The organism is Micromonospora phytophila (genome assembly GCF_023656545.1).
Lineage (GTDB): Bacteria > Actinomycetota > Actinomycetes > Mycobacteriales > Micromonosporaceae > Micromonospora > Micromonospora phytophila.
In genome coordinates this window covers 1-21,370 of sequence record NZ_JAMOKF010000061.1, presented here as the reverse complement: position 1 = coordinate 21,370, position 21,370 = coordinate 1, and the positions used below count along the sequence as shown (strand labels likewise).

Here is a 21,370-nt window from a genome sequence, read left to right as displayed (position 1 = left end):
CGCCCGACTCCCGGCCTCGCACCGGGACCCCGCGCCCCGCCGGTCCGCCCGGCTCCCGGCCTCGCACCGGGACCCCGCGCCCCGCCGGTCCGCCCAGCTCCCGGGCTCGCACCGGATCCCCGTCGTCCGAGATGGACGATGACAGCGGACGGACGGGCGACGCCGGACGCCGCCGGGGCCGTCCCGGTGGGTGTCGGGCCGGCGACCGGCGGGCGAAGGGACGAGCGCCGTCTCTGTAGTATCCGCACGGCGGTTGAGCAGAGGGAGTTGGCATGCAGCCGGTTGGCCCGTACAGGTTCACCCACCTGCTGGGCGGTTCCCCGATCGGCAAGGCGTGGGCGGCCGTCGACGCGCAGGGCCGCTTCCTCACCGTGGCCGTGCTGGACGCGGCGGTGGCGAACGACGCCCGCTGGCGGCAGGCCTTCGCCACCACGGCCAACGGGCTGGGTCAGACGCCGGGCGGTCAGCCGTACGAGTACGCGGACTTCTCCGTCGCCGAGCCCTGGGTGGCCTACCCCAGCGAGGCCGGCCCCGGCGCCGAGAAGCTCTTCCGCGCGCTCGGCGTGGACTACCAGCCGGTGCCAGCGGGGCCGGACACCCCGGCACCCGTCTCGGCCCCACCGCAGCCGGTCTCCGCCCCGCCGCAGCCGGTGTCCGGTGTGCCACACCCGACCTCCGGCGCCCCGCACGCACCGTGGGCGCTGCACGTCGGTCCGATCCCGACCCAGCCGGTGTCGTCGGCCCCGCACCCGGTCTCGGGGGCACCCCAGTCCCCGGCCGCCGAGTCCGTCGCCCCGTACGACCCGTTCGCTCCGCCGGAACGCCGGATCAGGCCGTCCGAGCCGCCCCGGCGACGCAGCGGACTCTGGGCCGGCGTCGCCGCCCTCGTCCTGGTGGCGGCACTGGGCGGCGGGGCGGCCGTCTGGGCCATCTCGCAGGACGGACCGACCGGGCCGGAAACCGGACCGACCGCGGGGTCCACCGCCTTTCCCACCGCCGCCCAGGTGAATCCGGGCCTCAAGCCGTGGGCGCAGGCCGCCCCGTACAGCGCCGAGGAGCGTGCGTTGGCGGTCGCCGCGCCGTCCCTGGTCTTCGTCGAGGCGGTGTTCACCGGTGTGGTGCGGGACGCCCGCACGAACGCGCCCGTGCGAGCCACCCCCATCACCTTCACCCGCCGGTGCAGCGCCTTCCTCGTCACCCCGAACGGCCACGCCCTCACCAGCAGCTCCTGCGTCAAGCCGGCGGAGGAGAACGCGCGCCAGATCGCGCTCGACGCGGTGGCCCGGATGCTCGTGCGCGAGAAGAAGCTCATTCCGGGCGAGGTCCCAAACTACGTCCGGACCAACCTGCCGAAGACCCGATTCACGGGCATCGACCCGGGCAGCGAGCCGACCAGTGAGGTTTACGGACAGCTCAACAACGCCCAGGGCAACCTCACGACGGACCCGGCCATCCCGGCCCAGGTCGTCCGGGCCCAGCCCGCGGAGACCGGGAACACCGCGCTGATCAAGCTCGCCCGGGAGAACCTGCCGACCGTGCAGATCAGCCCTTCGGCCACCCTCGCGGAGGGCGCGTCGCTGCTCGTGCTGGGCTTCAGCACCAGCGACACGGACTTCCGGACCGCCACCTACAGTCCACAGTCCAAGTTGGTGACGATCACCGGCACCGCCCGCCGCGGCGCGGTGTCCATCTGGCGGATCAACGAGGACATCGGTGTCTCCTCGCACGGGGGTATCGCCCTCGACCCGAACGGCCGGGTCGCCGGGATGGTCGACCAGGACCAGGCCCGGCCCGACCGGGCGAACCGCGTGGTGCTCCCGGCGGCGACCGTGAACGGGCTGTTGACCGAGGCCGGGGTCGGCAACACCCTCGGTGACACCGACAAGCTGTACCGCAGCGGCCTGGACGCGTACTTCGCCGGCGAGCACACCACCGCCATCTCCCGGTTCGAGGCGGTCGCCCAGAACTCCCCGGCGAACCTGCTCGCCCAGGCGTACCGGCAGAACGCGATCGAGCGGCAACAGAACGAGGGCGCGGAGGAGGCGACCGCCTCGGTCTGGCCGATGGTGCTGATCGCCGCCGTCGGTGGGGCCCTGCTCGTCGGGTCGGTCGTACTCGTGCTGCTGCGACGCCGTAGGCCGTCCTGATGACCGGTCTGTCCGCAGCGCCGGCCGCCCACCGGGCCGGTCCGGGGGCCCTGCCGGACCGGCCGGTGTCCCGGCTGCTCTCCGCCGCGATCGTGGTGCTCGTCGGTGTGCTGCTGGTGCACGTGCTCTTCGAGACCTGGGCGCAGGTGCTCACCGGGCCGACCAGCAAGGACCCGCGGGCCAACCTGGAGAACGCGGCCCAGTGGCCGAAGCAGCTCAAGACGGTCCTCTACCTCGGACTGGCGCTGCTCACCATCGCCAAGGTGCTCGTCGACCGGCAGTGGCACCGCTTCCGCACCGGCGCCGACGTCGCCCTGGTCGCGCTGGTCCTGGTCATGGTGCTCGCCGGCCTCGTCAACGACTCGTCGGTGACGCTGATCGGCGAGGCGCTGTTCGTCTACTTCCGCGGCGTCATCGTCTTCTACGCGCTGCGCGCGGCCGACCTCACCCCGGATCTGGTCCGCCGGATGCTCGTCCCGGCGGCCGTGGTCGTGGCCGTCAACGTGGTGCTCGCCCTGGCGCAGATGGTCGTCGGCCGCCCGGCCTACACCGCGCTCGGTTGGGTGGATCTCACCTGGGCCGACCAGAGCCGGGCGCAGGGGCTCCAGCCGCACCCCAACCACCTCGGTCACCTGCTGGGTGTCACCCTGCTCGGCTTCATCGCCTGGGTGTCGGTCACCCGGGGCGTCAGTCGGGCGTGGTGGGTCGCGGCCACCGTGGTCGCGATCGGGATGTCGGCGACCCAGTCCCGGGAGTCCCTGCTGGGCGTGCTGATCGCCGGGCTGCTGGTGGCGGTGTTGTTCCATGGTGGTGCCCGCCGGGTCCTCGCGGTCTGTCTCGTCGTGGTGCTCTGCACCGCCGCCCAGATCGCCATCCGGCCGGACAATCGCGCGGAGTGGGAACGGCGGCTCGGCAACGCCTTCTCCGGGTTGCAGAACCCGGCCGGCAGCGAGTCCGGTGCTCCTCGTACCGGCGCGGCGCCCTCCGCCTCGGCCCGGCCCACCGCCTCGGCCCGGCCCACCGCCCCGACGAGCGGGCGCCCCTCGGCGCGGCCCACCACCTCCGGTCCGGACGCCGCCTCTCCCCGGCCAACCGCGTCGTCGCGGCCGAGCACGTCGGCCCGGCCGAGCACGTCGGCCCGGCCGACCACCTCGGCCCGGCCGAGCAAGCCTGTCGCCACCCCCGCTCCAGCGGCCAGCCGGTCGCCGGCCCCGGTTCGCGAGATCCGGGTCCTCTACCTCCAGCAGGCGTCGCGGATCCTGCCCCGCCAGCCGGTACTCGGCTTCGGTATCGGGCAGTTCGGCGGCGTGGTCGCCGAGAAGGACAACCCCAACTGGCACAAGAACCCGAAGTTCGGCCCAGGAGGCTTCAACCGGTACGGCTTCCACGCGGTGCAGGTCGACTCGTTCTGGCTGCACCTCGTGATGGAGGTCGGCCTCCTCGGGCTCACGGTCTACCTGATCTGGCTCTTCCTGGTGGCCCGGCCGCTGCTGTCCCGGATCCGACAGCTGCGCGCCGCGGGCCGACCACCGTCCGCTCCGGTGGCGTGGGCCGTCGCCGCGGTCGTGTTCGCGTGCGTCGTAGGGTTCCTGTCGCCCTCGCTGGAGGATCCGCTGCTGCCGCCGCTGCTCTGGGCTGCCGTGGGCGTGGGCTGGTGGGCCGCGGGTCGCTCGGACCCGCCCCCGACCTCCCCGATCGGGCTGGGAGCCGCCCCGACGGCGGGCTCTGGTCCGGACGACCGGGAGCCCGACACCCGCATTCTCTCGACCGACGAGATCCTCGCCCAGGCCCGCCTCGCGCGGCGGCCGAGCGGGTCCACCGGGGACGCCTCCGCGGGCTCTCCAGGGTCACCTACCCTCCACAATGGGTAGTGGTGCCGCTTTCCCGCCGTCGCTAGAATCCATCTGCCGCCGGATCGATCGGCATCTGCGCGTGCCATGGCGGCGGGTTCCGCGCCACGTACGGGATTCGGGGCCCGGACGACGACCACGGGGGTGCAGCGACATGGGTGAGCCGAGCAAACTCCGGCGGGTGCCCCCCGCCGGGCGTCGAACGGGCACGGGCACCGCTGCGATCGCCGACCCGCACTCCTGATGACCGACCCCCCACCGCCGGGCCACGCGCCTCCCCACCAGGGCCGCGAGGCCCGGACACTGCTGGCCCGGGAGCTGCCGGCCGCGCCCGACATCGACGCGCCCACCGTGGCGCTCATGGCACCCGTCCGTCGGGTGGTGCCCGCCATCTCCGTCTGCATCGCCGTCCGCGACCGGCCGGACCTTCTGGTCAAGTCCATCCGGAGCGTCCTGTCGGGCACCTTCACCGACTTCGAGGTCGTCGTGGTCGACGACGGATCCACCGTGCCGGCCCAGGAGTGCCTGGCCGAGTCCGGTCTGCTGGCCGACGAGCGGATCCGACTGGTGCGCCGCAAGCCGGCCGGCATCAGCGCCGCGCGGAACACCGCGCTGCGGGTCGCTCGGGGCCGGTACGTCACCGTCCTGGACTCCGACGACGAACTGGCCGACGAGGGCCTCGCCCGGATCCAGGAATTTCTCACCACCACCCGCGCCCGCTGGATCTACACAGACTACGAGGAGTTCGCCGGAGGTGCCGCCAGGACGATCAGGCTGCCGTCCTACCCGAGCGCACGGCGGATGCTCTGGTCGGTGATGACCCGCCCCCGCCTGCCGTTCAAGCACTCCGGGATGTCCATCGACCGGGAGCTGCTGCTGGAACTGGGGGGTTACGACGAGCAACTGCCGATCAAGGTCGACGTGGAACTCGTCCTGCGTGCCCTCGCCAACGGCATCCGGCCGACCCACCTCGGGTACCCGGTGGTCCGGTTCCACCGGCACTCCGGGAGCATCAGCCGGCAACGCTTCGCCGGGCTCGTCGTCTGGTTCCGCCTGATCGGGCGGTACACCCGGCCGCGCATTCCGGGCCTCGCGCTCGGCGTCAAGGCCGTACGCGCGGCCAGCGAGATCGGCAAGTGGCTGGTCTCCTCGCTAGGGCGCTGACCGCGCCTCGTGGCCGGATCGCTGCCTCGGCAGGAAGGCCGCCCGGTTCTCGCTGAACATCCGGTCCGCTCGGCTGTAGTCGTCCACCCTGCCGATGTCGAGCCAGAAGCCCTCGTGCCGCCAGCTGCCCACGCGGGCACCCTTCGCCAGCAGGTCGAGGATGAGCTGGGGCATGTCGTACGGGCCGGCGGGGATCTCCGCCAACGCCCGCGGTGACATCGCGTAGGCGCCCATCGACACGTCGAGTTTGAGCGTGGGCTTCTCGTCGTAGCCGACCACGTCGCCGGACGCGTCGACGTTCAGGATGCCCAGTTCGATCTTCTCGGCCCGGGTGTGCACGCTGACCGTGACCGGCGCGCCGTTCTCCCGGTGCCGGGCCATCAGGGCGGTGAAGTCCATGTCGGTGAGCAGGTCGCCGTTCATCACGAAGAAGTCGTCGACGAGCGAGCCGGCGAGCTGGCGCAGCGGACCCGCGGTGCCCAGCGGCCGGTCCTCGCGCACGTAGTCGATGGTCAGGCCCAGCCGGCGGCCGTCCTCGAAGTAGCCTTCGAGCAGGTACGCCAGGTGGCCGGTCAGCAGCGTCACCTCGGTGACCCCGTGCTCCTTCAACTGGCGCAGCAGGATCTCCAGGATGGGGATGTCGCCGACCGGCATCAGCGGCTTCGGGAAGCTGGTGGTGAAGGGCCGCAGCCGGGTGCCCCGGCCGCCGGCGAGGATGACCGCCCTCATACCGCGTAACGGTCCACATCGAAGCGGTCCAGGTGGGCCCGCACGTACGCGACGACGTCGGCCAGACCGTCGCGCAGGGACACGGTGGGCTCCCACCCACACCGCTGCCGGGCCCGTTCCGCCGAGGCGACCAGCTCGAACACCTCACTCTGCGGCGGGCGGAGGCGTTGGGTGTCCTCGACGACGTCGATGTCGGGCCGGCCGGCGACCTCGGCGATCAGGCGGGCGAGCGCACCGATGGTGATCCCGCGACCGTTGCCGATGTTGGTCACCTGTCCGACGCAGGCGTCGGCGGCGGCGACGGCCAGGAAGCCGGCCGCGGTGTCCGCGACGTGGGTCAGGTCGCGGACCGGTCGGAGGTCACCCAGCGCGATCTTCTCCCGGCCCGCCACCACCTGCGCGGCGACCGTCGGGATGACGGCGCGGGCGCTCTGCCGGGGCCCGTACGTGTTGAACGGCCGGATGATGGCGACCGGCAGGCCGAAGGAGCGGTGGAACGACTCCGCCATGGCGTCGGCGCTCATCTTCGTCGCCGAGTACGGCGACTGGGCTTGCAGCGGGTGGTCTTCGTCGATGGGCGTGTAGCGCGCCGTGCCGTAGGTCTCCGAGGTGGAGGTGTGCACCACTCGCCGGACGTCCAGCTCGCGTGCCGCCTCTAGGACGTTGAGCGTTCCGGTGACGTTGGTCGCCACGTAGGACGCCGGGGCGACGTAGCTGTAGGGGATGGCGATCAGCGCGGCGAGGTGGAAGATCGTGTCGCATCCCTGCACGCTCCGCCGCACCGCGAACGGGTCGGTGATGTCGGAGGGCACGATCTCGATGGACCGGCGCACCTCCGCCGGCACGTCGGCGAGCATGCCGAGGTCCGATCGTCCGGTGTAGCGGACCATCGCGCGGACGTCCGCGCCGGCGTGCACCAGCCGCTCGGTGAGGTGGGAGCCGATGAACCCACCGGCGCCCGTGACGAGGATGCGGCGTCCCGACCAGTCCCCGTGCGTCGTCAACCCGGTCATGCGTGCCTTCCCTGATCAGTCATCGATCTGCGGTCGGTTCGTCAGCTCGGCCAGCAGGTCGCGCAGACTGTCCCGCAGCGGTGTTGCGGCCTTCCAGCCGGTCTCGGTCACCAACCTGTCCGCCGAGCCCACCTGGAGCCGCACCTCGCTGGCACCGGGTGCCACCTCGACGACGGAGTGGTCCAGGCCGGCGAGGTCGAGCAGCGTCTCCAGGACCGTCCGTACCGGCACCCCGAGGCCCGAGCAGACATTGTAGATACGGCCGGTCGTGCCGGTCTCCGCCAGTTCCAGGTACGCCGCCGCGATGTCCCGGACATTGGTGAAGTCGCGCACCGCGTCGAGGTCCGCGACCCGTACCCGGTCCCGGCGACCGGCCAGCACCTCGGCCACCCGGCCGGCCAGCGCGCCCGCCACGGTGCCGCTGCCCTCACCCGGGCCGACGTGGTTGAACGGCCGGGCCGCCGTCACCTCGATCCGCCCGTCCGCGGCCATGGCCAGCGCCACCGACTCCGCTGCCGCCTTCGCGTGTCCGTACGCGCCCAGCGGCCGGGGCAGGGTCTCCTCGGTGATCGGGTTGCGCTCCCTCGGCACGGCCCCGTACTGCGCCGAGGAGCCGACCAGGACCAGGCGCGGGGGTGCCCCGCCGTCGGCGGCGGCGCGTAGCGCGCGGCAGACGTGGTGGGTCGCGAGAACGGCGTCCGCGACGACGTCGTCCGCGCTCGCGCCCTGCTGCGGGATGGTGGCCGCCAGGTGGAAGACGACGTCCGGCCGGACCGCGTCGACCGCCGCCGCGGTCTCCCGGGCGTCCCGCAGGTCCACCCGCAGGTACCGTTCGGCGCCGGACGCCGTTCGCGGCCGGCGCCCCACCCCGACCACCCGGTCGCCCCGCCTGACGAGCAGGTCACGCAGGTGACCGCCCACCCACCCGTGCGAACCGGTGACCAGCACGGTCCTCACGAGTCGAGCACCGTGCGGTAGATGCCGGTGATCCTCTCGGCCACCAGGCGCTCGTCCAGCCAGGCGCTCTTCTCCCGGCCGTCGGCGCGCACCCCGGCGGCCAGCACCTCACCCACCCGGCCGGCGAGCTCGTCGACCAGCCGGGCGCGGGCCGGAGCGTCGAGCGGTCCCGGGGGGAATCGGACGACGGTGCCCGGGCGGACGCCGTCGAGGACCTCCGCCACGTCACCGACGTCCACCGAGACGACGGGCAGGCCCATCGCCGTGGCCTCCTTGACCACCGTCGGCGAGCCCTCGCTGCCCGGACGAGACGTGAACAGCAGGACGTCGGCGGCGTCGTACTTGCGCACCAGGTCGGCCTCGGGCTGGCCGGGCGCGGAGAGGACCAGTTCGCGCACCGAGTCGTCCCGCCGTCGCAGCTCCGTCAGCACGTCGCGGAACAGGTCGTATCCCTTGACGGGCCGGCCGGGGTCGGCGCCGAACAGGACGACCCGGTCGGCGGGGGAGATCCCGAGCGCCTGCCGGGCCGCGAGCCGGTCACCCGGCCGGAACAGTTCGAAGTCCACGCCGTTGGCGACGACCTGACCGGCCACGTCGCCGGCCGTGTCGGCCAGCCGGCGCGACACGTAGATCCGGGCCCGGCTGCCGCCCCAGCCCAGCCGGGTCATCAGCCGCTGGCGGGGCACGTTGATGTCGCTGCCGTAGAGCGACACCACCCGGGCCGGGTGACCGGCGAACCGGGCGGCGGGCGCGGCCATGCCGTAGTGCACGTGCACGATGTCGTAGTTCCCGGTGCGGACCCGGCGCCGGACCCGGGGCGCGGCGGTGAGATAGTCCCACTTCCCGCGCGACTGGGCCACCACCTCCACGTCCACGTGGTGGCCGCGGGCCCGCAGCGCCGACACCTGGCGGTGCACGAAGATCCCCCGGTAGCCGCCCTGCTCGGGCCACAGGTTGGTCACGGCCAGGATCCGCAGGGTACGGGCCGGCTGCCCCTGCTCACGGTTGTCCTTCACGGCGTCCTTTCGCGGCATGCTGACGACTTCAAGCGGTTTCGGGCGCCGGGGCCCGCCCCGAAGAGCGGTGGGCACGGGCGGCATCGCGGAGCCGGTCCAGGTCACGGCGCAGCACGAGCCCGGCGAGGACCAGTACGCCGACGGCGGCTGCGGCGGCCGGCCAGGAGAGGCTTCGCAGGGCGTCGAGCCGGGCGACCAGCACGCCGACGACCAGCAGCCCGACGCAGCGGAACAGCAACGGGCCCCAGGCGAGGCGATGGATGCGTCCGGCCGCGACGACCGGGATGGTCGCGGTGACCACCGTGCCTACGAGGTAACCGAGCGCCACCCCGCTCGCGCCCATCGAACCGGCCGTCAGCCATATCACCCCGAGACCGACGAGGCACCCCACCACCGCGGAGACGACGGGCGTCCGGGCCTGGGCGGGCGGTCCACTGGCGAGCGCGTTGACCGAGGGCACCTGGAGGATGCCGAAGAACGCGGCGCACAGCATCAGGCGGAGCACCTCCGCGCCCTCGGCGTATCCGCTGCCGCCGAAGAGGCCAAGGACGAGCGGCGCGGCCAGCAGGCCGAGGAGGAACACCGGCGTCATCGTCACGGCGAGGGCCAGCGTCGACACGTCCACCTGCCGGCGTACGGCGGAGAGGTCTCCCGCTCCCTGCGCTCCCGCCATGGCGGGGAAGAGGGCCAGGGCCAGCGCCCGGGGGAGGAAGTACAGGGGCGCGATCAGGGCAACCGCCGCGACCAGGTAGGCGACCTCGGACGGGTCGGTGAACTGCCCGGCGAGCAGTTGGGTGCCCTGGAGGAACCCGGCGCTGGCGAGCGTCCCGACGCTGCCGAGCACGGCGAAGGTGACGATCTCCCGGCGGTGGAACCGCCCACCACCCGGCCCGCCCTCGGCGCGTCGGCGCAGCCGTAGCTGACGCCGACCCAGTACGACGAACACCCCGTAGCCGAGGCAGAGCGGGACCAGCCAGGCGCCCTCTCCGGTGGCGACGACGGCCACCGTGGCGGCGACCGCCAGCAGCGAGCTGCCCAGCTCGATGCGGGCGTACTGCGGGACCAGGCCGTGCCCGTACAGGGCCGCCTTGTCCAGGGTGTAGACCGAGTAGGTCGTGGTCAGGACGGCGAGTGACACGGTGTCGACCGCTCCGAGGTCGTGGACCCGCTGCACCACAACGGCGGTCGCGGCACCGAGCACCAGGGACGCCGCCACTCCCGCCCGGGACAGGAAACGGTGCACCGCCCAGGCCGTGGCCGGGTCACCGGCGCCCCGGTGGAAGGCGACGAACTTGGCGATGGCGCTGGAGAGGCCGCCGGGCAGCAGCAGGCTGGCGACCATGCTGGCGGCCAGCATGATGCCGATCAGGCCGTAGGTGGCACGGTCCGTGGCCCGGCTGGCAAGCGAGCCGTGCACCAGCCGGGTGCCGCCGACCGCAACCAGGGCCAGCATGGACAGGGCGCCGGCCCGGACGACGGACTGGCCGACGCGGGCGCCGGCCTTCGCGGCGACAGGCGCTGCGGCCCGCGGCGGCGCGGCCACCGGCGGGATCTCCCGACCGGGGGCCCGGGTGGTTCCTCCGCCGTCCGGTTGGTGGGCGTGTGGCACCGTCATACCCCCGACGTCAGGTGGGGCGGTCGACGCGACCGCACGGCTGGGGCATCGTACCGATGACGGTCAGCTCTCCGGGTCGGCAGCCGGGCCGGTCCGCGCGGCCGCACGCCGTAGGATCCTTCAGGCGCATCTGTTGGACCTCGTCACGCTGGCGTCGCTACTTTCGTCTGAGGTGGTCATGGCCGAAGAGGTCCACGGCGGTTCCGCCGTCCGCACGGCCACCCGGCCGGGCGGCGCCGGGCCCGGCCGGCCGGCGGGTTTCCTCGCCAGCCGGAGCGGCCAGCCGCACGGCAGGCGCTTCGGAAGGCCGACGACGGCGCTGCTGTCGATCGTGGCGTTGGTCCTCGTCGCCTGCGCAGCATACGTGGGCTGGGACCGCGGGGCGGGGCGGGCCGAGCCGACCGGAACGCCCTCCGGTCAGGCAGCCGTCGATGCCGCTCGCCCGGCGCTGCGCAATCTGATGCCGGCCACCGTGCGCATCGGTTCCGCGGTGGACGGACGCCTGCTCGCCACCGATGCCCGGTACCGCGAGGCGCTCGCCGCGGACTTCAACGCGGTGACCGCCGAGAACGCGATGAAGTGGAGCAACCTCCAACCCGCGCCGGGCGTGTACGACTGGAGCGCCGCCGACCACCTGGTCGACTTCGCGCAGGCCAACGGTCAGGCCGTGTACGGGCACACGCTCGTCTGGCACAGCAGCGTGCCGTCCTGGGTGTCGGACTCCTGGTCGGAGCAGCAGCTGCGGGCGGCGCTCAAGCAGCACGTCACCTCGGTGGTCTCCCGCTACCGGGGCAAGGTGTGGGCCTGGGACGTGGTCAACGAGGTGCTCGACGAGGACGGGACGCTGCGTGACTCGCTGCTGCTGCGCCAGCTCGGGCCCGGCTACATCGCCGACGCGTTCCACTGGGCGCACGAGGCCGACCCCGACGCCCGCCTCTTCCTCAACGAGTACGGCGCGGAGGGCAGCTCCGCCAAGGCCGACGGTCTACTTCGGCTGGTCCGCGACCTGAGGTCCCGGGGGGTGCCGGTGCACGGCGTCGGCTTCCAGGGGCATCTGCGCGCGGACCGGGCGCCCGAGAACCTCACCGGGAACCTGCGGCGCTTCGCCGCGCTCGGGGTGTCGGTGGCCATCACCGAACTGGACGTCCGGATCCAGCTCCCGGCCACCGCCGAGAAACTGCTGGACCAGGCCCTGCTCTACCAGCACGTGCTCAAGGCCTGCCTGTCCGTGCCGACCTGCGAGTCCTTCACGGTGTGGGGCTTCACCGACGCCAGCAGCTGGATCAGCTCGCACTACCCGGGCTATGGCGCCGCCTGCCTCTACGACAGCGATCTGAGACCGAAACCGGCCCGGGACGCGTTGCTTCACGAGCTGCATACGAGGGTGTCGCCCACGCCGAGCTGATCCGCTCGGGGCAGGAAGGACCGGATCGCCACTAGGCAGGAGACGTTCCGGCGCATATGGTGCACGTCGCGATCTCCCTCCGGGGGCGATGAAAGGAAGGTCGTGTCCGCGCAGACTCAGTTCCTCTCGACTGTCGCGCCGCAGCAGTCACCAAGGTTCGACCCCGAGCTCGGGGTGATCACACCCCCCTCCAACGGCATGCCCCGCACGGTCTTCGGCCGACCGGTCGCACCGCGGGCCCGGTGGCGGCGGCGGTACCTGGCCTGCCTCGTGGTCATCGACTTCGTCGCCGCCCTGGCGGCCAGCCGGACCGTGGTGGCCCTGCTGGACGAGGCCGACGCCGGCTTCTGGGACGAGCGGGTGCTCGGCGGCGCGGTCAGCACGTTCACGCTGGTGGCCAACGTCGTGGTGCCCCTGATGTGGATGACGGCGCTCGCCGGGGCGGGCGCGTACGACCGGCGCGCCCTCGGCCGCGGCACCGAGGAACTCAAGCGGGTGGTCCGGGCCAACGTCGCGATGGCCGCCACCGTGTCGTTCCTGGCGCTCGGCTTCAAGAAGGACCTGTCCCGGGCGACGGTCGCCGCCATCATCCTCACGCTGCTGCTCTACGCCCTGGTGACCCGGTTCGTCGCCCGGGTCGTGCTGCGCCGGATCCGTCGGCTCACCCAGCGGGCCACCCAGAAGGTGCTGCTGGTGGGGCGGCTCTCCGACGCGATGGCCGTGCACGAGGTGGTGACCCGCAACCCCGGCGCCGGGCTGCGTCCGGTCGCCATCCACCTGCCGCACCACCCGCGGCCGGGGGAGCGGGTCACCGCGCCGGTGCCGGTCTACGTGGGGTGGGACCTGGTGCCCCTGGTCGAGCAGCTCGGCGCGGACACCATCGCCGTCTGCGGCCCGGCCAGCCTGGAGTCGTACGAGCTGCGCAAGCTGGCCTGGCAGTTGGAGGGCACCGGCCTCGACCTGGTGGTGGTTCCGCAGGTCACCGACGTCACCGGCCCGCGCATCCACGTCCGTCCGATCGAGGGCCTGCCCCTGCTCAACGTGGAGGAGCCGGCGCTGTCCGGGCTCTCGCTGCTGGTCAAGAGCCTGCTCGACCGGGTCACAGCGCTGGTGGGCCTGCTGCTGTTGAGCCCGCTGCTGATCGCGATCGCGCTGGCGATCAGGCTGAACGACCCGGGGCCCGTGCTGTTCCGCCAGACCCGGATCGGCCACGAGGGACGGGCCTTCAAGGTGTGGAAGTTCCGCACGATGTACACCGACGCGGAGCAGCGGCTGGAGGCGCTGCGCGACCGGAACGAGAGCGACGGCCTGCTGTTCAAGATCAAGGACGATCCGCGGATCACCCCGATCGGCCGGCACCTGCGCGGGCTCTCGCTGGACGAGCTGCCCCAGCTGGTCAACGTCCTGATGGGACACATGTCGCTGGTCGGCCCGCGCCCGCTGCCCACCGAGGACGACGACTACCGGGGTGACGTCCGGCGGCGGCTGCTGGTGCGCCCCGGCATCACCGGGCTCTGGCAGATCTCCGGCCGCTCCGACCTGACCTGGGACGACGCGGTCCGGCTCGACCTGCACTACGTGGACAACTGGTCGCTCGTCTACGACCTCGGCATCCTGTGGCGCACGGTCAGCGTGGTGCTGGCCCGCCGCGGCGCGTACTGACGCGGGCCCCCCGGCCGGGGGCCCGCGGTCACTTCCCGCCCGCGCCGCTGACGATGTCCTTGACCGCGTCGCGGCGCACCGCGTCGTAGAACGACCGGCTCCGGCCGGTGTCGGCGAAGACCACGCTCTCCGTGCCGACCCGCCCGGTGCCCTTCGTGGGGCTGGTGAGGAAGACGAGGTTGCCGCTGCGCAGGCCCCGCAGCTCGGTCGCCATGTCCAGCAGGGACAGATCCTTGTCGACCGAGACGGAGCTGGAGGTGGCCTGGAGGAACGAGTTCAGCTTGCCGGGGTTGGTCAGGATGCCGCCCGAGGAGGCCTTGTCCAGGATCGCCTTGATCACCTGCTGCTGGTGCCGGATCCGGGCGAAGTCCCCGTCGGCGAACTGCTTGCGCTGGCGGGCGTAGTCCAGCGCCGTCTCGCCGTCCATCTGCTGCGGGCCCTGTCGGAAGCTGCGGAACGGCGGGTGGATCGAGGTGAAGCTCTTCTCCGCGCTGATCTCGACGCCGCCCAGCGCGTCGATGATCTCCTTGAAGCCGGCGAAGTCCACCATCGCCACGTGGTCGATCCGCACCCCCGTGAACTTCTCCACGGTCTGCACCATCAGCGGCACCCCGCCCCACGCGTACGCCGCGTTGACCTTGGCGTCCCGCCCGCCGTGGTTGCCGTCCTTCGACTTCGGCACGGCGACCCAGGTGTCCCGGGGAATCGAGATGAGCTGGGCGCTCGACCGGTCCTTGGGCAGGTGGGCCAGGATGATGGTGTCGGTGCGCGAGCCGGAGGTGCTCTCCGGGTTACGGGTGTCGCTGCCCAGGACCAGGATGTTCATCGCGCCCTTCGCCGCCACCGGCGGACGGGCCTCCGCCGGCACGTCCGCGAAGGCGTCCACCCGCTCGATGCCCGACTCCACCGAGCGCAGGTAGAGCCCACCGGCCACCACGCCACCCGCTCCCAGCAGCGCCACCACCAGCAGGCTGACCAGGACGATCCGCCGCCACCGGCGACGGGGCTTCCCGGCCGGTTCCTGCTCCAGGGGCCCGGCGGTCCCGGCCGTCGGGTCCGGCTGGACGGACTGCTGTGCAGTTGACATGGCGGCGATGCTACTGATTCGTCCCGGTGCCCGCGTACCCTCGTCCGGCCGGTGGTGAGCCCCACTCGTCCCGATTCTGACGGCCCGGCCGTCCGGCGCGACGCCGATGAATGAAAACTTTCACTCCACCCGCGCCGCCGGGCCTGGTAAAACCCTCCCGTGGACGCAACGAAGCTCCGGCGGGCCATCGCCCGCACCCCGCTCGCCCCGGTCGCCGCCTTCCCCAAGCGCCTGGCCCGGGTCGCCCGTCACGACGCCAAGGTGCTGCGGACCTCGGCCCGCTGGCTGGTCACCTCCCGCGAGCATCACAACTACACGTACGAGCTGACCACGCTGAGCCGGCACCATCTCGCCTGGTTCGTCAGCGTGGTCTGCGACCTGCCGGTTAAGCAGGTCCGCGCGTACCTCGGCGAGATCGAGTCGGACGACGTGCTGCGCCGGCACATCGAGTCGGCCACCGCCGGCGCCGCCCGCCGCGGCCTCGCCGACCGGCGCGTCCGGTACGCCCGGCGGATCGGCTGGTACGCCATCGTCCGCGCCACCAGGCCGCAGCACGTCGTGGAGACCGGCGTCGACAAGGGTCTCGGCAGCTGCGTGCTGGCCGCCGCGCTGCTGCGCAACGCCGCCGAGGGACACCCCGGCCGGCTCACCTCCCTGGACATCAACCCCGAGGCCGGGTACCTCGCCCGCGCCGAGCCCTGGTCCGAGGTGGTCGACCTGGTGATCGGCGACTCCATCGCCGCCATCGCCGCGCTGGACCGGCCGGTCGACCTGTTCCTGCACGACAGCGACCACAGCCGCGCCCACGAGAAGCGCGAGTTCGAGGCCGTCGAGGCGAAGCTCGCGCCCGGGGCGATCCTGCTCACCGACAACGTCACCGCGACCAACGTCCTCGCCGAGCACGCCGAGCGCACCGGCCGACGGTTCCTCGCCTACCGGGAGACCCCCGCCAACCACTGGTACCCGGGGGACGGCATCGGCGTGGCATGGTGACCGGGTGCGGCTGAGCGCGATCCATACGTACCCGGTCAAGGGTTGTCACCGGCTCGACCACGACGGCGCCGAGGTGCGGCCCTGGGGCCTGGCCGGCGACCGGCGCTGGATGATCGTCGACGCCGACGGCGTCGGCGTCACCCAGCGCGAGGCCACCGCCCTCGTCGCGCTCCGGGCGGTGGCCCGCGAGGGCGGCCTGACCCTGCGCGCCGAGGGCCACCCGGACCTGCACGTGCCCGAGCCGGTCGCGGCCGACCCACTGCCCGTGCGGACCTTCAGCAACCGGGTGATCCCGGTGCCCGCGCTCCCCGCCGGCCCGGCCGCCGACGACTGGGTCAGCGCGCTGCTCGACCGCCCGGCGCGCCTGGTCTTCCTCGACCGGCCGGCCCGGCACATCCCGGCCGGCGATCGGGAGCACGACACCGGAGACCAGGTCAGCTTCGCCGACGCCTACCCGCTGCTGCTGGCCGGCACCGCCTCCCTCGCCGCGCTCAACGGGTGGCTCGGTGAGGCCGGCGAGGAACCGGTCCCGATGGCCCGGTTCCGGCCCAACCTCGTGGTCGACGGCGCGCCGGCCTGGGCCGAGGACGCCTGGGTCGGCCGCCCGATGAGCATCGGCGGGGTCCGCTTCCGCGCCGCCGGGCCGTGCGACCGCTGCGTGGTCACCACCATCGACCAGGAAACCGGGGTACGCGGACGGGAGCCCCTGCGCACCCTCGCCCGGCATCGCAACGTCGGGCAGAAGCTCCTCTTCGGACTGCACCTCGTCCCCGAGGGCGCGGGCAGGGTGACCGTGGGCGACCCGGTGACCGTCGACGACTGACCACGAGGCGAGCTCTCAGCTTTGGCTTAGCCGGCTTGTCCGCCGGAGACCCGTCCGGCAGCATCGACCGGCATCGGCCTGCGGCTCTCAGGGCGGGTCGGAGTGCACAGCCGGGCCGTGGCTCAGCAAGCGGAGTCCGTGGTCAGGTCGAGCCACATCAGGATCTCGTCGCGGTCGTCGCCGGGGGCGACGCGCAGCGCGCCGGGCAGCCGCCCGACCTCGCGGTAGCCGAGGCGGCGGTAGAACCGGTCCACGCCCGCCCCGTCCCGTACGGTCACGTGTAGCGCCTCGAAGCCCAGCTGCCGGCCGAGACGCTCGGCCTCCCGCATCAGCGCCAGGCCGTACCCGTGGCCCTGGGCGCCGGGATGGACCATCACCCGCTTCAGCACGCACCAGTGCGCCTTCAGGTCGAACCGGTTGTCGCAGAAGAACAGCGCGGCGGCCGGGCGCTCGCCCGCGTAGCCGACCAGGAGGCGGTCCGGGCCGTCGGTGATCCCGGCGAACGTCGGGTCCGCGATGCGCCGGACGTCGGCGGCGGTGACCGGTGGTACGAAGCCGACGGCCCCACCGGCGTTGGTGACGTCGACCCAGAGCGCGACGAGTTGCTGGCGCAGCTCCGGGGTCAGTTCGGGGTCGAGGACGAAGCGCAGGCTCACGTCGCACATCCTGACCGGGCGGTGCCGACGTCGGCCCCGGATCGTGACGCGCCCGACAGGGCGGCAGCTGCCCATACGCTGATGCCCGGGTGCGGAACGAGGCTTCCGCACCCGGGCATCCGGGGTGCGGGAGAGGGGACTTGAACCCCCACGTCCTTACGGACACAGGAACCTAAATCCTGCGCGTCTGCCGAGTTTCGCCACTCCCGCCGGCCTCCAAGAGTTTAGAGCGTCGGGCTGCGGCGGTGTTGAGCCCGGCGGCGCGAAGTATGTTCGAGATGGTTCCGTGACTGAGGTCGCTGCCGCCTTCCGTCGCCTCCCGGATCACGCTGGCGAGCTTCCTCGGCCCCAGCTCCGGGTTGGCCAAGGCGTGCCGCACCACCAGGTCCCGGTCCCGCGACGATCGGAAACGGGACTCGCGGCGGCGGGCAGCAGCCGTCCCGGTGTCGTGCAGTCGCCGCGAGAGCCGATAGACGTGGTTGCGGTGACACCCGACCCGGACCGCCGCCTGCGTCGCCGTCACTTCAACTGGCGGCTGATGGGCGCGTGTGAGCCGCCGCTGACGCGGACACCGAGCAGTTGCATGACCTGCGTGATGCTTCGCGCGGCGGCGGCAGCCTCGGCGAGCGCCTCCGGGGTGTACTTGTAGCGGACCACGCACGGACCGTATCGACGGGGTGTGACAACCCCGCCGACTTGGCCGCGCACGTGATGGTCAGTCCAGGCCGAGGTCCCGGCGGAGCTTGGCGACGTGGCCGGTGGCCTTGACGTTGTAGAGCGCCCGCTCGATCTTCCCGTCCTCGTCGATGACGAAGGTCGAGCGGATCACCCCGGTCACCGTCCTGCCGTACATCTGCTTCTCGCCGTACGCGCCGTAGGCGGTCAGCACCGACTTGTCGGTGTCGGCGACCAGCGGGAAGGTGATCGCGTCGCGCTCGCGGAACTTCGCCAGCTTCTCGGGCTTGTCCGGCGAGATGCCGACGACCTCGTAGCCGGCCGCCTGGAGCGAGGCGAGGGAGTCGCGGAAGTCGCAGGCCTGCTTGGTGCAGCCGGGCGTCATGGCCGCCGGGTAGGCGTACAGCACGACCTTGCGGCCACGCAGGTCGGCCAGCGAGACGGTGTCGCCGGTGTCGGTGGGGAGGGTGAAATCCGGCGCGGGGTCACCGGGGGAGAGGCGGTCGGGCGCGGTCATGGCACGACCCTACCGCCGCGCCCGGCCGGTGCGCCCCGGGCGACGCGCCGACGTCGGAGGGCGGTCCCTCGTGATCAAGACCATGCCTTGTTGCCAGATGTTGGCAACAGCGAGATGCGGGAAATAGGCTGACCCCGCCGGCGTGGACGAGCCCGCCGACACGTGGGAGGTCGCGTGGAAGCCCTGGCGATGCACATCTCGAACGGGATCATCGACGGTCCCGTCGCCGCGGTCTTCGCGGCGTTCGCGTTGGCCGCGATGACGATCTGCGTCCTGCGCGGGCGGCGTGACCTGGACGACCGGCTGGCCCCGATGGCGGGTCTGGTCGCGGCGTTCATCTTCGCCGTGCAGATGCTCAACTTCCCGATCTTCACCGCCGGGGTGAGCGGTCACCTGCTCGGTGGCGCGCTCGCCGCGATGCTGGTCGGCCCCTGGGTGGGCGCGCTCTGCGTGGCCGTGGTGCTTATCGTGCAGGCGCTGGTCTTCGGCGACGGCGGCGTGGCGATGCTCGGACTGAACATCACCAACATGGCGGTCCTCGGCACCGCGGCGGCGTACCTGCTGATCGCGCTGCTGCTGCGGGTGCTGCCGCGCACGCCGGCCGGGCTGGGCGTGACCGCGTTCGTCTCGGCCCTGGTCAGTGTGGTGGTCGCCGCGATGGGCTTCGTCGTGCAGTACCGGCTGGGTGGCACCACCGACCTGGGCGGAAACCTGACGGGCCTGGCCGGCACGATGGCCGGCGTCCACCTGCTGATCGGCATCGGCGAGGGCCTGATCACCGCGACCACGGTGGTCACCGTCGCCAAGGTGCGGCCCGATCTCGTCTACGCGCTGCGCGGGCTGCGGCGGCCCGCGCACGCGCCCGCGCCCGCCGTCGAGGCCGTCGGAGGTGTCCGGTGAGGAAGCGTTCCTGGGGTTTCGTGGTCGGCGGGCTGCTGGTCGCCCTGCTGCTGGCGGGGGTGGTGAGCAACCTCGCCTCGTCGCATCCGGACGGGCTGGACTCGTCGCTGCGGGAGGGCTGCACCGTCGACGCCGAGGGCGAGATCAGCGGCGGCAGCTGCCCGGCGCAGCGGGAGACGGAGCACGAGGTCGGCGGCCCGCTGGCCGACTACGGCGTCGCGGGCGTCGACAACGACCTGCTCTCCACCGGGCTGTCCGGCGTGGTCGGCGTCCTGCTGACCTTCGCGCTGGCCGGCGGCGTGTTCTGGTTGGTCCGCCGCCGGGGCCCGGAGGCCGGCGACAGCGCCGACCAGGGGAGCACGCCGCCCGGGGACACCGCCGACCGGCGGGGCACGCCGGCCGGCACGGCGAGCTAGAAGGGGTACGACGATGGGTGCCGGGCACGTGCACGTGCTGTACCGGGAGTCCGCCTCGCCGGTGCACCGGCTCCCGCCCGAGGTGAAGATCGCGGCGATGGTGGCGTTCACCCTCGCCGTGGTGGCCACCCCACGCGAGGCGTTCTGGGCCTTCGGCGGGTACGCCCTGCTGGTCGCGGTGGTCGCCGCGCTGGCCCGGGTCGGCCCGGGCTGGCTGCTCAGCCGGTCGCTGATCGAGCTGCCGTTCGTGCTCTTCGCCTTCGCCCTGCCGTTCCTCGGGGCCGGGGAACGGGTCGACGTGTTCGGCCTGCGGCTCTCCACCGACGGGCTGCTCGGTGGCTGGAACATCGTCGCCAAGGGCACCCTCGGCGTACTCGCGTCGCTGTTGCTGGCGGCGACCACGACGACCCGGGACCTGATCATCGGTCTGGACCGGTTGCGCTGCCCGCAGATCCTCACCCAGATCGCGACCTTCATGCTGCGCTACCTGGAGGTGCTCGTCGGCGAGGCCCGCCGGATGCGGGTGGCCCGGGTGTCCCGGGGCGACGATCCGCGGTTCCTGTGGCAGCTGCGCGGCTTCGCCGCCGGCGTCGGCGCGCTCTTCCTGCGCGCGTTCGAGCGGGGTGAGCGGGTCTATCTGGCGATGCTGTCGCGCGGCTACACGGGGCGGATGCCGGCGGTGTGGCAGGGCGCGGGCGCCGCGACGGCCGGGCAGTGGCTGGTCGCGGCCACCGTGCCGGTGCTGGCGGCCACCATCGCCGCCACCGCCGTCGTGCTGACATGATCGGAGACGTGCAGACCCCTGTCTCCCTGGACGTTCGTGGCGTCCGGTACGCGTACCCGGACGGTCACGTCGCCCTGCACGGCGTCGACCTGACCGTGCCGCGCGGCGGCCGGGTGGCGCTGCTCGGCCCCAACGGCGCCGGGAAGACGACGTTGGTGCTGCACCTCAACGGCATCCTCACCCCGACGCAGGGCAGCGTGAGCGTCGGTGGGCTGACGGTCGGCCAGGATCGGGCCACCCTCGCCGAGGTGCGTCGCCGGGTGGGCATCGTCTTCCAGGACCCGGACGACCAGCTCTTCCTGCCCACGGTGGCCGAGGACGTGGCGTTCGGCCCGGCCAACCTGGGATTGCGCGGGGCGGAGCTGGCCGCCCGGGTGGACGAGGCGCTCGCCGCGGTCGGGATGAGCGAGCACCGGGACCGGGCGCCGCACCACCTCTCGTTCGGGCAGCGCCGCCGGGTGGCGGTGGCCACCGTGCTCGCCATGCACCCGGAGATCCTGGTCCTCGACGAGCCCTCGTCGAACCTCGACCCGGCGGCCCGCCGCGAGCTGGCGGAGATCCTGCGGGGGCTGCCGGTGACGCTGCTGATGGTCACCCACGACCTGCCGTACGCGCTGGAGCTCTGCGACCGCTCGGTGATCCTCGACCAGGGCCGGATAGTCGCCGACGCCCCCACCCCCGCCCTCCTGGCCGACCAGGATCTCCTGACCCGCCACCGCCTCGAACTCCCCTACGGCTTCACCCCCACCCCCCGCTGACCCGCCCCCGGCCCGGCCGCCAGCGTCGGTCATGGCCTCATGGTGCCCGGTCTGCTCCGGGCTGCCCGGCTTCGTCACCCATCACAACTCCTTGATCGACGCGGCGGGTGGGGGTGCGGGTGGCGGCGTGCAGGCGCAGGGCGCCGGCGGCGGTGGCGCCGGCGCCGGCGACGACGACCAGGGCGACGAGGACGCGGGCCGTC

The 21,370-nt window shown here is 73.0% G+C and carries 20 protein-coding genes and 1 tRNA gene; 11 read left to right on the top strand and 10 right to left on the bottom strand.

Annotated elements, in window-relative coordinates:
- The first annotated feature begins 272 nt into the window (after positions 1-272).
- The 3 genes from NCC78_RS10975 (at position 273) to NCC78_RS10965 (ending at position 5,161) form a co-directional block, all read left to right on the top strand.
- Positions 273-2,147: a trypsin-like peptidase domain-containing protein gene (locus NCC78_RS10975; protein ID WP_250794013.1), complete on the top strand. Its 1,875-nt coding sequence runs from the start codon at positions 273-275 to the stop codon at positions 2,145-2,147.
- Positions 2,147-4,018, top strand: a complete 1,872-nt coding sequence (locus tag NCC78_RS10970; RefSeq protein WP_250794011.1) for an O-antigen ligase family protein — start codon at positions 2,147-2,149, stop codon at positions 4,016-4,018. The genes NCC78_RS10975 and NCC78_RS10970 overlap by 1 nt, the downstream gene beginning before the upstream one ends.
- A gap of 222 nt (positions 4,019-4,240) precedes the next feature.
- Positions 4,241-5,161 (top strand): glycosyltransferase family 2 protein, encoded by a 921-nt coding sequence (locus NCC78_RS10965; RefSeq protein WP_250794009.1) that lies wholly within the window; start codon positions 4,241-4,243, stop codon positions 5,159-5,161.
- Here the strand turns inward: NCC78_RS10965 and NCC78_RS10960 are convergent.
- From NCC78_RS10960 to NCC78_RS10940, 5 genes are read right to left on the bottom strand one after another with little or no spacing between them, the layout of a single operon-like run.
- Positions 5,150-5,890: a nucleotidyltransferase family protein gene (locus NCC78_RS10960; protein ID WP_250794007.1), complete on the bottom strand. Its 741-nt coding sequence runs from the start codon at positions 5,888-5,890 to the stop codon at positions 5,150-5,152. The two genes, NCC78_RS10965 and NCC78_RS10960, sit on opposite strands and share 12 nt — an antisense overlap.
- A complete protein-coding gene (locus NCC78_RS10955) occupies positions 5,887-6,903 on the bottom strand; it encodes a GDP-mannose 4,6-dehydratase (protein WP_250794005.1) in 1,017 nt (338 codons plus the stop codon). Before NCC78_RS10955 ends, NCC78_RS10960 begins: the two co-directional genes overlap by 4 nt.
- A gap of 15 nt (positions 6,904-6,918) precedes the next feature.
- Positions 6,919-7,860, bottom strand: a complete 942-nt coding sequence (locus NCC78_RS10950) for an NAD-dependent epimerase/dehydratase family protein (protein ID WP_250794003.1) — start codon at positions 7,858-7,860, stop codon at positions 6,919-6,921.
- On the bottom strand, positions 7,857-8,894 hold the full coding sequence (locus NCC78_RS10945; protein ID WP_250794002.1) for a glycosyltransferase: 1,038 nt from the start codon (positions 8,892-8,894) through the stop codon (positions 7,857-7,859). Before NCC78_RS10945 ends, NCC78_RS10950 begins: the two co-directional genes overlap by 4 nt.
- A gap of 10 nt (positions 8,895-8,904) precedes the next feature.
- Positions 8,905-10,491 (bottom strand): lipopolysaccharide biosynthesis protein, encoded by a 1,587-nt coding sequence (locus NCC78_RS10940; RefSeq protein ID WP_250794000.1) that lies wholly within the window; start codon positions 10,489-10,491, stop codon positions 8,905-8,907.
- 178 nt (positions 10,492-10,669) lie between these two features.
- Here NCC78_RS10940 and NCC78_RS10935 point away from each other — a divergent pair, with 178 nt between their 5' ends.
- Positions 10,670-11,896, top strand: a complete 1,227-nt coding sequence (locus NCC78_RS10935) for an endo-1,4-beta-xylanase (RefSeq protein ID WP_250793998.1) — start codon at positions 10,670-10,672, stop codon at positions 11,894-11,896.
- Between the two features lie 198 nt (positions 11,897-12,094).
- Positions 12,095-13,558 (top strand): sugar transferase, encoded by a 1,464-nt coding sequence (locus NCC78_RS10930; protein ID WP_250794015.1) that lies wholly within the window; start codon positions 12,095-12,097, stop codon positions 13,556-13,558.
- Between the two features lie 28 nt (positions 13,559-13,586).
- Here NCC78_RS10930 and NCC78_RS10925 read toward each other — a convergent pair whose 3' ends face one another.
- Positions 13,587-14,645, bottom strand: a complete 1,059-nt coding sequence (locus NCC78_RS10925; protein ID WP_250793996.1) for an LCP family protein — start codon at positions 14,643-14,645, stop codon at positions 13,587-13,589.
- 159 nt (positions 14,646-14,804) lie between these two features.
- On the opposite strand from NCC78_RS10925, the gene NCC78_RS10920 reads away from it, so the two are divergent.
- Together NCC78_RS10920 and NCC78_RS10915 are read left to right on the top strand one after the other, a co-directional pair.
- Complete coding sequence (locus tag NCC78_RS10920; RefSeq protein ID WP_250793994.1) at positions 14,805-15,638, top strand: class I SAM-dependent methyltransferase; 834 nt, start codon at positions 14,805-14,807, stop codon at positions 15,636-15,638.
- 4 nt (positions 15,639-15,642) lie between these two features.
- The gene (locus NCC78_RS10915; protein ID WP_250793992.1) at positions 15,643-16,461 is read left to right on the top strand and encodes an MOSC domain-containing protein; all 819 of its coding nucleotides are present in this window, start codon (positions 15,643-15,645) and stop codon (positions 16,459-16,461) included.
- 122 nt (positions 16,462-16,583) lie between these two features.
- Here the strand turns inward: NCC78_RS10915 and NCC78_RS10910 are convergent, their stop codons facing one another.
- The 4 genes from NCC78_RS10910 to bcp form a co-directional block, all read right to left on the bottom strand.
- A complete protein-coding gene (locus tag NCC78_RS10910; protein WP_250793990.1) occupies positions 16,584-17,117 on the bottom strand; it encodes a GNAT family N-acetyltransferase in 534 nt (177 codons plus the stop codon).
- 125 nt (positions 17,118-17,242) lie between these two features.
- Positions 17,243-17,327: transfer RNA gene (locus NCC78_RS10905), tRNA-Leu, on the bottom strand.
- A gap of 309 nt (positions 17,328-17,636) precedes the next feature.
- A complete protein-coding gene (locus tag NCC78_RS10900) occupies positions 17,637-17,774 on the bottom strand; it encodes a hypothetical protein (RefSeq protein ID WP_250793988.1) in 138 nt (45 codons plus the stop codon).
- 58 nt (positions 17,775-17,832) lie between these two features.
- Entirely contained in the window at positions 17,833-18,309 is a 477-nt protein-coding gene (gene bcp, locus NCC78_RS10895; protein WP_250793986.1) for a thioredoxin-dependent thiol peroxidase, read from the bottom strand.
- Positions 18,310-18,483: 174 nt separating this feature from the next.
- Between bcp and NCC78_RS10890 the strand changes: the two genes are divergently transcribed.
- From NCC78_RS10890 to NCC78_RS10875, 4 genes are read left to right on the top strand one after another with little or no spacing between them, the layout of a single operon-like run.
- Positions 18,484-19,209, top strand: coding sequence for an energy-coupling factor ABC transporter permease (locus NCC78_RS10890; protein WP_250793984.1), 726 nt, complete (start codon positions 18,484-18,486; stop codon positions 19,207-19,209).
- Entirely contained in the window at positions 19,206-19,625 is a 420-nt protein-coding gene (locus tag NCC78_RS10885) for a PDGLE domain-containing protein (RefSeq protein ID WP_250793982.1), read from the top strand. Before NCC78_RS10890 ends, NCC78_RS10885 begins: the two co-directional genes overlap by 4 nt.
- A gap of 13 nt (positions 19,626-19,638) precedes the next feature.
- Entirely contained in the window at positions 19,639-20,409 is a 771-nt protein-coding gene (gene cbiQ / locus NCC78_RS10880) for a cobalt ECF transporter T component CbiQ (RefSeq protein WP_250793980.1), read from the top strand.
- Positions 20,406-21,167 carry an energy-coupling factor ABC transporter ATP-binding protein gene (locus NCC78_RS10875; RefSeq protein ID WP_250793978.1) on the top strand — a complete coding sequence of 254 codons (762 nt, stop codon included), beginning with the start codon at positions 20,406-20,408 and terminating at the stop codon, positions 21,165-21,167. The genes cbiQ and NCC78_RS10875 overlap by 4 nt, the downstream gene beginning before the upstream one ends.
- The last annotated feature ends 203 nt before the right edge of the window (positions 21,168-21,370 follow it).

Bases quoted from the DNA above. Each gene is read 5' to 3' on its own strand.
- NCC78_RS10935 (WP_250793998.1), top strand. From the start codon at position 10,670: ATGGCCGAAGAGGTCCACGGCGGTTCCGCCGTCCGCACGGCCACCCGG.
- NCC78_RS10940 (WP_250794000.1), bottom strand. From the start codon at position 10,491: ATGACGGTGCCACACGCCCACCAACCGGACGGCGGAGGAACCACCCGG.
- NCC78_RS10930 (WP_250794015.1), top strand. From the start codon at position 12,095: ATGCCCCGCACGGTCTTCGGCCGACCGGTCGCACCGCGGGCCCGGTGG.
- NCC78_RS10960 (WP_250794007.1), bottom strand. From the start codon at position 5,890: ATGAGGGCGGTCATCCTCGCCGGCGGCCGGGGCACCCGGCTGCGGCCC.
- NCC78_RS10925 (WP_250793996.1), bottom strand. From the start codon at position 14,645: ATGTCAACTGCACAGCAGTCCGTCCAGCCGGACCCGACGGCCGGGACC.
- NCC78_RS10955 (WP_250794005.1), bottom strand. From the start codon at position 6,903: ATGACCGGGTTGACGACGCACGGGGACTGGTCGGGACGCCGCATCCTC.
- NCC78_RS10975 (WP_250794013.1), top strand. From the start codon at position 273: ATGCAGCCGGTTGGCCCGTACAGGTTCACCCACCTGCTGGGCGGTTCC.
- NCC78_RS10875 (WP_250793978.1), top strand. From the start codon at position 20,406: ATGATCGGAGACGTGCAGACCCCTGTCTCCCTGGACGTTCGTGGCGTC.
- NCC78_RS10945 (WP_250794002.1), bottom strand. From the start codon at position 8,894: ATGCCGCGAAAGGACGCCGTGAAGGACAACCGTGAGCAGGGGCAGCCG.
- NCC78_RS10965 (WP_250794009.1), top strand. From the start codon at position 4,241: ATGACCGACCCCCCACCGCCGGGCCACGCGCCTCCCCACCAGGGCCGC.
- cbiQ (WP_250793980.1), top strand. From the start codon at position 19,639: ATGGGTGCCGGGCACGTGCACGTGCTGTACCGGGAGTCCGCCTCGCCG.
- NCC78_RS10970 (WP_250794011.1), top strand. From the start codon at position 2,147: ATGACCGGTCTGTCCGCAGCGCCGGCCGCCCACCGGGCCGGTCCGGGG.
- bcp (WP_250793986.1), bottom strand. From the start codon at position 18,309: ATGACCGCGCCCGACCGCCTCTCCCCCGGTGACCCCGCGCCGGATTTC.